The 10,320-nt window shown below is 71.2% G+C and carries 9 protein-coding genes and 1 pseudogene; 7 read left to right on the top strand and 3 right to left on the bottom strand.

Translation table 11 applies throughout. The features are described from left to right. From NBW84_RS18130 to NBW84_RS18115, 4 genes and pseudogenes are all read left to right on the top strand, one after another. Nucleotides 1-635, top strand: a pseudogene (locus NBW84_RS18130) (hypothetical protein); the annotation flags it as partial. Nucleotides 636-718: 83 nt separating this feature from the next. After that, nucleotides 719-1,522, top strand: coding sequence for a hypothetical protein (locus tag NBW84_RS18125; RefSeq protein ID WP_250285920.1), 804 nt, complete (start codon nucleotides 719-721; stop codon nucleotides 1,520-1,522). Next, nucleotides 1,519-1,956 (top strand): hypothetical protein, encoded by a 438-nt coding sequence (locus NBW84_RS18120; RefSeq protein ID WP_250285919.1) that lies wholly within the window; start codon nucleotides 1,519-1,521, stop codon nucleotides 1,954-1,956. Before NBW84_RS18125 ends, NBW84_RS18120 begins: the two co-directional genes overlap by 4 nt. A 30-nt stretch (nucleotides 1,957-1,986) precedes the next feature. Further along, the gene (locus tag NBW84_RS18115) at nucleotides 1,987-2,805 is read left to right on the top strand and encodes a hypothetical protein (protein ID WP_250285918.1); all 819 of its coding nucleotides are present in this window, start codon (nucleotides 1,987-1,989) and stop codon (nucleotides 2,803-2,805) included. Nucleotides 2,806-2,823: 18 nt separating this feature from the next. Here the strand turns inward: NBW84_RS18115 and uvrB are convergent, their stop codons facing one another. From uvrB to NBW84_RS18100, 3 genes are all read right to left on the bottom strand, one after another. After that, on the bottom strand, nucleotides 2,824-4,971 hold the full coding sequence (gene uvrB, locus NBW84_RS18110) for an excinuclease ABC subunit UvrB (protein WP_445548362.1): 2,148 nt from the start codon (nucleotides 4,969-4,971) through the stop codon (nucleotides 2,824-2,826). A 48-nt stretch (nucleotides 4,972-5,019) separates the two neighbouring features. Then, nucleotides 5,020-5,619 (bottom strand): dephospho-CoA kinase, encoded by a 600-nt coding sequence (gene coaE, locus NBW84_RS18105; protein ID WP_250285917.1) that lies wholly within the window; start codon nucleotides 5,617-5,619, stop codon nucleotides 5,020-5,022. A gap of 70 nt (nucleotides 5,620-5,689) precedes the next feature. Continuing rightward, entirely contained in the window at nucleotides 5,690-6,100 is a 411-nt protein-coding gene (locus NBW84_RS18100; RefSeq protein ID WP_250285916.1) for an SHOCT domain-containing protein, read from the bottom strand. 451 nt (nucleotides 6,101-6,551) lie between these two features. On the opposite strand from NBW84_RS18100, the gene NBW84_RS18095 reads away from it, so the two are divergent. The 3 genes from NBW84_RS18095 to NBW84_RS18085 all read left to right on the top strand — a co-directional run. Then, nucleotides 6,552-8,888, top strand: a complete 2,337-nt coding sequence (locus tag NBW84_RS18095) for an FdhF/YdeP family oxidoreductase (RefSeq protein WP_250285921.1) — start codon at nucleotides 6,552-6,554, stop codon at nucleotides 8,886-8,888. 129 nt (nucleotides 8,889-9,017) lie between these two features. Next, a complete protein-coding gene (locus tag NBW84_RS24485) occupies nucleotides 9,018-9,782 on the top strand; it encodes an RNA polymerase sigma factor (protein WP_445548361.1) in 765 nt (254 codons plus the stop codon). Then, a partial coding sequence (locus tag NBW84_RS18085) for a zf-HC2 domain-containing protein (protein ID WP_250285914.1) occupies nucleotides 9,779-10,320 on the top strand: 542 nt, incomplete at its 3' end. The genes NBW84_RS24485 and NBW84_RS18085, both read left to right, overlap by 4 nt.

Raw genomic sequence — 10,320 nt, 5'->3', positions numbered from 1 at the left:
CGATTCTCAGGAACCTCCTCGACCCGTTCCCGTCGCCCGCGCTGGCGGTGGCCGGCGGCGGCGAACCAGCCGGCCTGATCACCGGGCGTATTCTGAGAACAGAAGCCGGTACGTCCCGTGGCGTCGCACGCGTGTGGACACCACCGGTCCGCAGCCTGGAAAATCCGCACACCATACGATTCAGTCAGGAGAACGTGAAACCGCGGACACACGATGGCATAACCATCCCCAAACTGGTGGAGAGCATGCGGACCGAGGGCTGGAAGGGCAATCCCATCGACGTCGTCGAACTCCCCGACAAGTCGCTGCTGAGCATCGACAACCGCCGCCTCCTCGCCGCCCGCGAAGCAGGAATAGACGTCCCAGTCATACGCCACCACCCCGACGAGCCCTTCCCTGAAAAACGAGGGAAGTCGATATTTTTCAGACCGAACCACAGTATCCGCCAGCTGCCGGACGGCAGCCTTGTCCGCGGTGGAACGGAGGGCGAAATCTTATACAAGAAAAAGGACAATCCGCTGACCTGGGGCGAAGCCGCCTTGTTCCGCGCCGCCCGCCAACCGAAAAATCCCGACGGTTCACAGTTCCCCCTGACGGGGCGCCTGGAACCACCGAGAATCTTGGCCGGAAAATGAAAAACCGTTCGGGTGTGCCGCCCCTTCCAATGCTCATAGAATGTTTTGCGAGCTATCTTCGGGATCTGACGGGCAAACGTTCTGTGGACGAACTTCTTGTCGCCCTGGAGGCGAACGGGTTGTACCTCGAGCGCGACCTGCTCCAGGCCCGCGGGGACGGCCTGACGAGATATCTGCCCGCGCCGGAGTCGGCCGGGATCTGGAGTGGCCGGCGCTGCTGGCTGGGCTGGTACCCCCCGGACACCGGCGAAGCCTCGGCTGGTGATCTGTGGTTCGACCCGGTCGAGATCTCGCTGATGGTCCTGATCCCGCAGACCCAGGAGGATCTCGCGGAACTCGCCGAGCTCCCGCCGCGTTTCCTGGCGCGGCACACGCCGTTTGTCGGATGGGTCGCCGTTCGGCAGATGGCGGTCTGGCAGGCGATGGGATGTGCGCTGGTGGCCGGCCGCGACCTGCGGGTCGACACGGAGGCCGGCCTGCCGCATGCGGCTGTCGCCGGGGTGCCGCCGGCGCTGGCGTGGGACATCGCTCTCTTCCTCGGCAAGGCGACCTGCGACCCGGACTACTGGGAGGCCGCCCATGAGGCGCTGTCGGCGGAAGAACTCGCGGGCATGTGGCCGGAGGACGCCCCGGAGCACGCCGGCGAGGTGAACTCCGGATTCTGGATCGTCGTCGGGCGCGACGACGTCCTGGCCGGCACCCCGTGGGACAACGACCTGGGCGACAATTTCCCATCCCTTGATGCGTCTTACCCTGCGCCGGGCGTCCGCTTCCGGACCGCCGTCTCCAGCCAGCTGGGAATAACAGATCCGGAAGAGGATGACGAACCGGGCGCTGTCATCGACCGTCGGCGGGCTGCCATGACCGAGGGCGGGCGAACGCGGTGATCGATCCGTGCATCCGGCGGGCCGCTGTCCTGACGGTCGCGGAGCGGCTGCGCAAGCAGGGGTGGAGCGGTGGGCCGCTGCACGCGGTGGGGCTGCCCGACGGCACGAAGGTCACCCTGCAGAACCTCCTGCTCGCCGCCGCGCGCGAGGCCGGCCTCCATCAGATCCCCACCCTCACCCACCATCCGGACGAGCCGCTGCCGCTCCTCATGGCCAGGGACTTCGTGCTCATCCGGCCGATCCGTGAGCTGGCGGACGGGCGGTGCGTGGTCGGCGGCCGGGCGGGGCGGGTGCTGTTCCGCCGGGGGCTCCGCGCGGCGACATACGGCGAGGCCGCGCTGTTCCGTGCCGTCGGCCAGCCGGACATTCCCGATGGCGCCCCGGTGCCCTTCCCGTGGACGGCCGCCATGAGCCCGAGAGAAAACCGGACATGAGAGAAGGCCAGCAATGAGAGAAGGCCGGGAATGACCGGCACGCTGGACGACGCCTACGCCGATCACCTACGGCTGTGGGCGGCCGGGTCGGCATCGCCCCGGCTGGTGGACGCGCTCGTACACGGCGGCGAGCCGGCCGAAGCCGAACTGCTACGGGCGTACCTCACCACCGGCGACCACTGGATGGACAGGCCGCGGACGTCGGGCGTGTGGCATGACCGGGCATGCTGGATCGGCGCCAGGCCGCCGGCGACGGCCCGCGGCGGTGACCTCTGGTTCGACGTGGTGGAAGTGGCCCTCATGGTGCTGATACCACGTCCGGAGACGGAGCTGGCGGCTTTCTCCGCCGAGGAGTGGCAGGCCCTGACCGCGTGTGTGGGCTGGCTGTCGACCAGACCGGTCCGGCGGTGGCAGTTCCTGGGCTTCGCGTCCGTCACCGGCCTGGACCCCGGGCGGACGATCGGCTCGTCCGCGTATGCCATGGGCGCCCGCGGCGCCTGGGCCGACCGGTACGCCGGGTACTTCGGCAAGAGCCTGCCCGGCTGGGACAGCTGGTGGGGGGCGTCCTGCGCGCTCGGTGATGAAATCATCAACACCATGTGGCCGGCGGACATCCCGGAGATCGGGTTTCGTGTCGCGGAGGACGCGATGGCGCTTCTGGGCCGTGCCCGCGCGCTCCTGACGGACCAGGATCCGGATGGCCCGTTCCCGCTGGGTGAACGTTTTGCCGTCACGGACCGCTACTGGCTGCCGGGCATGCGGTTCCGGACGGAGCTGAGCGCCCAGCTCGGCCTCCTGCCGGCCGACCGGGGAGAAAACGGGAACATGCCCGTACTCGCCCGGCCATGAACGGGAAGGCCGCGGGGGTCATATGCCGGCCGCGTGCATGCCGCGTAGCTCTTTTTTCAGTTCGGCGATCTCGTCGCGTAGCCGGGCGGCGAGCTCGAACTGGAGCTCCTTGGCCGCCTCGTGCATCTGGTCGTCGAGCTGGCGGATGAGCTGCGCCAGGTCGGCGCTGGGCATACCGGCCAGCTCGGCCGCGTGCCGCCCGACCACACCGTCACGGCCCGCCTTCGACGACATCCCGGGCCCCGGCACCTTCCCGCGGGAGCGGGCGCGGCCGCCACCGCCGATGGCCTCACCCTCGGCGCTCTCCCGGACGAGGTCGTCCAGGATGTCGATGACCTTCTTGCGCAGCGGCTGCGGGTCCACTCCCCGTTCGGCGTTGTAGGCGATCTGCTTCGCGCGCCGCCGGTTCGTCTCCTCGATGGCCCGCCGCATCGACGGGGTCACCTTGTCGGCGTACATGTGTACCTGGCCGGAGACGTTGCGCGCGGCCCGGCCGATGGTCTGGATCAGCGACTTGTCCGACCGCAGGAAGCCCTCCTTGTCGGCGTCCAGGATGGACACCAGCGACACCTCGGGCAGGTCCAGCCCCTCCCGCAGCAGGTTGATGCCGACCAGCACGTCGAACTCGCCCCTGCGCAGGCCGGTGAGCAGCTCGACGCGGCGCAGCGTGTCGATGTCGCTGTGCAGGTAGCGGACCCGGATGCCGAGCTCGAGCAGGTAGTCGGTGAGGTCCTCGGCCATCTTCTTGGTCAGCGTCGTGACCAGCACCCGCTCGTCGCGTCCGGCGCGGGCGCGGATCTCGCCGACGAGGTCGTCGATCTGCCCCCTGGTCGGTTTGAGCACGACCTCCGGGTCGAGCAGGCCGGTCGGCCGGATGATCTGCTCGACCACGCCGTCGGCGCGGGAGAGCTCGTACGGCCCGGGGGTCGCCGACAGGTACACCGTCTGGCCGATACGGGCGCAGAACTCCTCCCAGCGCAGCGGCCGGTTGTCCATCGCGCTGGGCAGCCGGAAACCGTGCTCGACCAGGTTGCGCTTGCGCGACATGTCGCCCTCGAACATCCCGCCGATCTGCGGGACCGTGTTGTGCGACTCGTCGATCACCAGCAGGAAGTCGTCCGGGAAATAGTCCAGCAGGGTGTGCGGTGGGCTGCCGGCGGCCCGGCCGTCGATGTGCCGGGAGTAGTTCTCGATACCCGAGCAGAAACCGACCTGGCGCATCATCTCGATGTCGTAGGTGGTGCGCATCCGCAGCCGCTGGGCCTCCAGCAGCCTGCTCTGGCGTTCCATCTCGGCGAGCCGGTCGGTGAGCTCCGTCTCGATGCCCGCGATCGCCCGTTCCATGCGTTGCGGGCCGGCCACGTAGTGGGTGGCGGGGAAGACGAAGACATCCCGCGCCTCCCGGACGATCTCACCGGTGAGCGGGTGCAGGTAGGCCAGCCGTTCGATCTCGTCGCCGAACATCTCGATGCGGACGGCGAGCTCCTCGTAGACGGGGAACACCTCGACGGTGTCGCCGCGGACCCGGAACGTCCCCCGGGTGAAGGCGATGTCGTTGCGGGCGTACTGGATGTCGACGAACCGGCGCAGCAGCCTGTCGCGCTCGATCTCCTCCCCGACCCGCAGCCGGACCATGCGCTCGATGTACTCCTCGGGGGTGCCCAGGCCGTAGATGCAGCTCACGCTCGCCACGACCACCACGTCCCTGCGGGTGAGCAGGCTCATCGTGGCCGAGTGGCGCAGCCGCTCGACCTCCTCGTTGACCGAGGAGTCCTTCTCGATGTAGGTGTCGGTCTGGGCGATGTACGCCTCGGGCTGGTAGTAGTCGTAGTACGAGACGAAGTACTCGACGGCGTTGTGCGGCAGCAGCTCCCGGAACTCGTTGGCGAGCTGGGCGGCGAGGGTCTTGTTCGGTGCCATCACCAGCGTCGGCCGCTGCACCTGTTCCACCAGCCACGCGGTGGTGGCCGACTTGCCGGTGCCGGTCGCGCCCAGCAGGACGACGTCCTTCTCGCCGGCGCGGATCCGGCGGGCCAGCTCCGCGATCGCCGCCGGCTGGTCACCGGAGGGCTCGAACTCGGAGACGACCTGGAACGGCGCGGTCGAGCGCGTGATGGCGCTGGCGGGGCGGTCGACGCCGGCGGGACGGTCGGTCGTGGGGCTCACGTCCCCTACAACACCACAGACCTCCGACAATTTCGCACCCGGCCGGCCCTACCCGGGCTGGTGGGACGCGAGCAGGCCCGCCCACACCTCGTCCACCCTGGCCCGAAGGTCCTCCGGGCTGCCGCCGTTGTCCACGAGGATGTCCGCGACCGCCCGGCGGGCGGCGTCGTCGGCCTGGTTGGCCATCCGCGCCCGCGCCTGCCCGGGGGGCAGGCCCCGGCCGGCCAGCCGGGCCAGGCGGACCTCCAGCGGCGCCTCCACCACGACGACCACGTCGTACCGGCCGGCGAGACCGGCCTCGACGAGCAGCGGCACGTCGTAGACGACCACCGCGTCCGCCGGCGCCTGCGCCATGCGTTCGGCCGCCCGCGCGCCGACCAGCGGATGCGTGATCGCCTCCAGCCGGCGGCGGGCGTCCGGGTCGGCGAACACGACCGCCCCGAGAGCCGCCCGGTCGAGCGCGCCGTCGGCCCCGAGCAGATGCGCGCCGAACTCCTCGACCACGGCTTGCAGCCCCGGTGTCCCGGGAGCGACCACCTCGCGGGCGAGCTGGTCCGCGTCGATCACCACCGCGCCGTGGCCGGCCAGCAGCCGCGCCACCGCGCTCTTGCCCGCACCGATCCCACCGGTCAGCCCCACCCGCAGCACAGGAGCGAGTCTGCCGCATCGCCCCGTCCGCCGTACCGGATGGGCCGCCGTACCGGATGGGCGGGCCGCGTCAGGTGAGGACCTTGGCCTTCAGCCGCTGGTACTCCTCGTCCGAGATGGCGCCGTGGTCCCGCAGCTCGGCGAGGCGGCCGATCTCGTCCGCGGGGCCGCCACCCGGCGGGACATAGCTGCGCAGCGCCTGCTCCTGCCGGGCCGCCCGCTCCATCGCCCGTTCGTGCATGCCGCCGCCCCGCACGATCAGATAGATAAGGATGCCGAACAACGGGAACACGATGGCGACGACGATCCAGCCTGCCTTACCCCAGCCGGACAGGTCATGGCTGAGCAGAATGTCGGACACGACCGCGAAGAGCAGATAGAACCACAGTGCGAAGAGAAAGAACCACAACAACGTCCAGAACACGCTGAGCAGCGGATACGAATAGTCGCTGTCCACGATGACCCCCTGGTGTCGCGCCATGGCCGCGCCGCGGCGCTCCCCCGCGGCGGATCCGCGGGGGAGACACCAGGCCCGGCCTGGCACGGATACGGCCGGTGCACACGCACGGCCGATGTAACGCGACAACCGTCACGTCCACCATGCGCGGCGACGGCGTCCCCCTCCTCATCCCCACCAGGTGAAAACACCGCCGCGGAAGGGATGCGGCAGCAGCCCGGCCACATCGCGCCCGGGCGCTTGTGACGGATTCCGGACAGAGCCGGGCTCACCTGTCGAAAAAGCCACCGATTCCCCGTCCGCCAAGGAGCCCGTCCGCCAGGAGCCCGGCAGGCGGGCAGGGCGGCCGGCCGCCGGTGGGAACCGCTTGCGGGGGCGTTGGCGGACGGCAGCCGGCTCTTCGGCGCTGGACGTGCCGGGTGGCCTGTTGAATGCTTGCGGTGGACGGCGTCCATGATGCGGGGAGGTGCCCGGGGTGGTGCGCAGGGCACCGGTGACGGAGCCGGACGAAGGCCGGGTGACAGTGGGCGCCCCGGCGCGTTACGCGGCGGGGCTGCCCGGGGTGGCGCACGCGCTCGGCCAGTCGGTGGCCCAGATGGGGGTGCGCCGCAGCGTCGCCACCCTGCGGCTGCTCAACCAGACGGACGGGTTCGACTGCCCGGGATGCGCCTGGCCGGACCCGGATCCCGCGCACCGCGCCGCCGCGGAGTTCTGCGAGAACGGGGCGAAGGCCGTCGCGGAGGAGGCGACCCTGCGCCGGCTGGCACCGGAGTTCTTCGCCGCGCATCCGCTGCCGGATCTCGCCGGCCGCTCCGGCTACTGGCTCGGCCAGCAGGGCCGGCTGTGCGAGCCGATGCACAAGGCGGCGGACGACGACCACTACCGCCCGGTGAGCTGGGACGACGCCTTCAGGATCATCGCGGCCGAGCTGACCGGCCTGGACAGTCCCGACGAGGCCGTCTTCTACACCTCGGGGCGCACCAGCAACGAGGCGGCGTTCGTCTACCAGCTGTTCGTCCGCGCGTTCGGCACCAACAACCTGCCGGACTGCTCGAACATGTGCCACGAGTCCTCCGGGGCGGCGCTCACCGAGACGATCGGTATCGGCAAGGGCAGCGTCACCCTCGACGACCTCGAACAGGCCGACCTGGTGCTCGTCGTCGGGCAGAACCCGGGGACGAACCATCCGCGCATGCTCTCGACGCTGGAGCGGGTGAAACGGGCCGGCGGCGGCATCGTCGCGGTCAACCCGCTGCCCGAGACGTCGCTGATCCGGTTCCGTAACCCGCAGCGGCCCGCCGGTGTGCTCGGGCGCGGCACCGCCCTGGCCGACCAGTACCTCCAGATCCGGCTCAACGGCGACATGGCGCTGTTCCAGGCGCTGTCACGCCGCCTGCTCGACGCCGAGGCCGCCGCCCCGGGCACAGTGCTCGACCACGGCTTCCTCGCCGCGCACACCACCGGCTTCGACGCGTTCGCCGAGCATCTGCGGACGCTGTCCGACGACGACGTCCGCGCCGCCACCGGGCTCGCCGACAGCGAGATCGACGAGCTGGCCCGCCGGGTGCTGGCCGCCGAGAAGATCATCGTGTGCTGGGCGATGGGGCTCACCCAGCACGCCAACGCGGTGGCCACCATCCGGGAGGTGGTGAACTTCCTGCTCCTGCGCGGCAACATCGGCCGGCCGGGGGCCGGGGTCTGCCCGGTGCGCGGGCACAGCAACGTCCAGGGCGACCGCACGATGGGCATCTGGGAGAGGATGCCGGACGCGTTCCTCGACGCCCTCGGCGCCGAGTTCGGCTTCGCCCCGCCGCGACGGCACGGCCACGACGTCGTCAACGCGATCCGCGCGATGCGGGACGGGCGGGTGAAGGTCTTCGTCGGCATGGGCGGCAACTTCGTCGCGGCCGCGCCCGACACGGCCGTCAGCGAGGCGGCGATGCGCGGCTGCCGGCTCACCGTGCAGATCTCCACCAAGCTCAACCGCTCCCACGCGGTCACCGGCCGCCAGGCCCTCATCCTGCCCGCGCTGGGCCGGACCGAGATCGACGTGCAGGCCGGCGGCCCGCAGTTCGTCACCGTCGAGGACTCGATGGGTGCCGTGCACGCCTCCCGCGGCAGCCTGCCGCCGGCGGCGCCGTCGCTGCGCTCGGAGGTCGCCATCGTCTGCGGGCTCGCCCGGGCCACCCTCGGCGGGAGGACGGCGGTGGACTGGGCGGGCCTGGCCGGCGACTACCGGCGCATCCGCGGCCACATCGCCGCCGTCCTGCCCGCCTTCGCCGACTACGACGCCCGGGCCGGCCGGCCCGGGGGATTCCTGCTGCCGCACCCGCCCCGGGACAGCCGCAGCTTCCCGACCCCGGCCGGCCGCGCCGCCATCACCGTCAACACGCTGGAGGTGCTGCGCACACCGCCCGGGCACCTGCTGCTCCAGACGATCCGCTCCCACGACCAGTACAACACCACCGTCTACGGCCTGGACGACCGCTACCGCGGCATCCGCCACGGCCGGCGCGTCGTCCTCGTCCACCCCGACGACCTCGCCGCGCTCGGCATCCCCGACGGCGGCCAGGTGGACATCGTCAGCGTCCACGCCGCCGTCCACGCCGCCGTCGCCGTCGCCGGCAACGGGCAGGGCAACGGTGCCGAACGCCGGGCCGAGAACTTCCGCGCTGTCGCCTACCCCACCGCCCGCGGCTGCGCCGCCGCGTACTTCCCGGAGACGAACGTCCTCGTCCCCTTGGACAGCACCGCCCGGCGCAGCAACACGCCCACGTCCAAGTCGCTGATCGTCCGGCTGGAACCACGGTAGGCGCGGGCGACGCGGCAGGATCAGGACGGCTGTCGACGCGGGCAGCCCGCTGGTCACCAAGCCGATGGCGCAGCGTCGCCGGCCGGGCATGGTGGACCTCGCCGATCCGGACATGGGATACTTCGCGCCGTGTTTTCCGCGGCCGTCCCCCGGAGCGAGGATGATCAGGCCGCCTGTTCGGCCCTGACAGGTGTCGAGCCCCCTGGCGCCCTCCCAGCGACCCGGCCCGGAAAGCCCGGCAGGCAGCACTCCCTTCCGGACCACTCCCTTTCCCTTCCGGACCGCTCCCATGGGCCCACGGCATCCGGATCCGGCGCATCACGTCCGGATGACTTTTCCGGGGAGCAGCTCCAGGACCTGCACCGCCGGCTGGCCGCCGGCGACGCCACCGCGCTGGCCGAGGTGCACGCCCGCTACGCGGGCTGTCTCATGGCCGTAGCCACGCAGGTCACCGCCGACCGCGAGGCCGCGGCCGAGATCGTGCAGGACGTCCTGGTCCACCTGTGGGAGCACCCTCTGCGGTTCGACCCCGGACGCGGCAACCTGCGCGCCTACCTGGTCGTCATCGCTCGGCGGCGGGCGGTGGACTGGGTCCGGCGCGAACATGTGCGCAGGCCGTCGGATGCCGTCGCCCGGGAGCTGGCCGGCCTGCCCGACGGCCCGGCCGCCGACGCGGTGGTGCTGAGCGAAGCCACCGCGGCCATGGTGCGCCAGGGCGTGGCCGACCTGCCCCATCAACTGCGGGAGGCGGTGGAGCTCGCGTTTTTCGACGGATGCACGTACCGCGAGGCAGCCGCAAGGCTTACCATCCCGGAAGGTACGGTGAAATCCCGTATCCGAACAGCGTTACACAAACTGGCCGTCCGGCTGGAACGCGAAGGAGTCCACTCGTGACTGTGGGGGACGCCGGAGCCGGGTCCGGCGGGCCTGGGCACCTGCCCACCGCCGGATGCCGGGGGCATGTCGATGACCTGCTCGGGGCATACGTGCTCGGCGCCTGCGATCCGGACGAGACCATTGTCATCGAAACCCACCTCGGCCGCTGCGAACAGTGCCTGGCCGTCGCCGAGACCCTCGGCACCGGCCTGCTCGAACTGGTCGGGCCCGACGGCCGCCCCGTCCCCACGTCGTTTCCGGCGGGCGCGTTCTCCCCGACGGCCGTGCCGTCGGCCAACGGTGTGACGGCAGCCTCGGGCAGGGTGACACCACCGGATGGTCCGGAGGACATGGCCGGCGCTCCCGAGCCGGCCGGAACCGCGGATGCGTGGACAGCCGGGGACGCGTGGACAGCCGGCCCGCGTGCCGGCGGAGTCGAAGCGGTCGTGGCCGCGGCACTCGCCCGCCGTCCCGCCGCACCGCTCACAGCCGGGATCGCGGATCTTTACCTTGCCCAGGTCGCCGCCGTCGACCGGCTGCTGGCCGAGCTCACCGC

The sequence above is a fragment of the Protofrankia sp. CiP1_Cm_nod2 genome (genome assembly GCF_920664355.1).
Classification (GTDB): domain Bacteria; phylum Actinomycetota; class Actinomycetes; order Frankiales; family Frankiaceae; genus Protofrankia.
The sequence above is the reverse complement of the archived record's forward strand: the minus strand, read 5'-3'. Positions and strand labels throughout refer to the sequence as shown.

Coding starts and splice junctions, on each gene's coding strand:
- NBW84_RS18115 (WP_250285918.1), top strand. CDS start 1,987: ATGACCGGCACGCTGGACGACGCCTACGCCGATCACCTACGGCTGTGG.
- NBW84_RS18100 (WP_250285916.1), bottom strand. CDS start 6,100: ATGGCGCGACACCAGGGGGTCATCGTGGACAGCGACTATTCGTATCCG.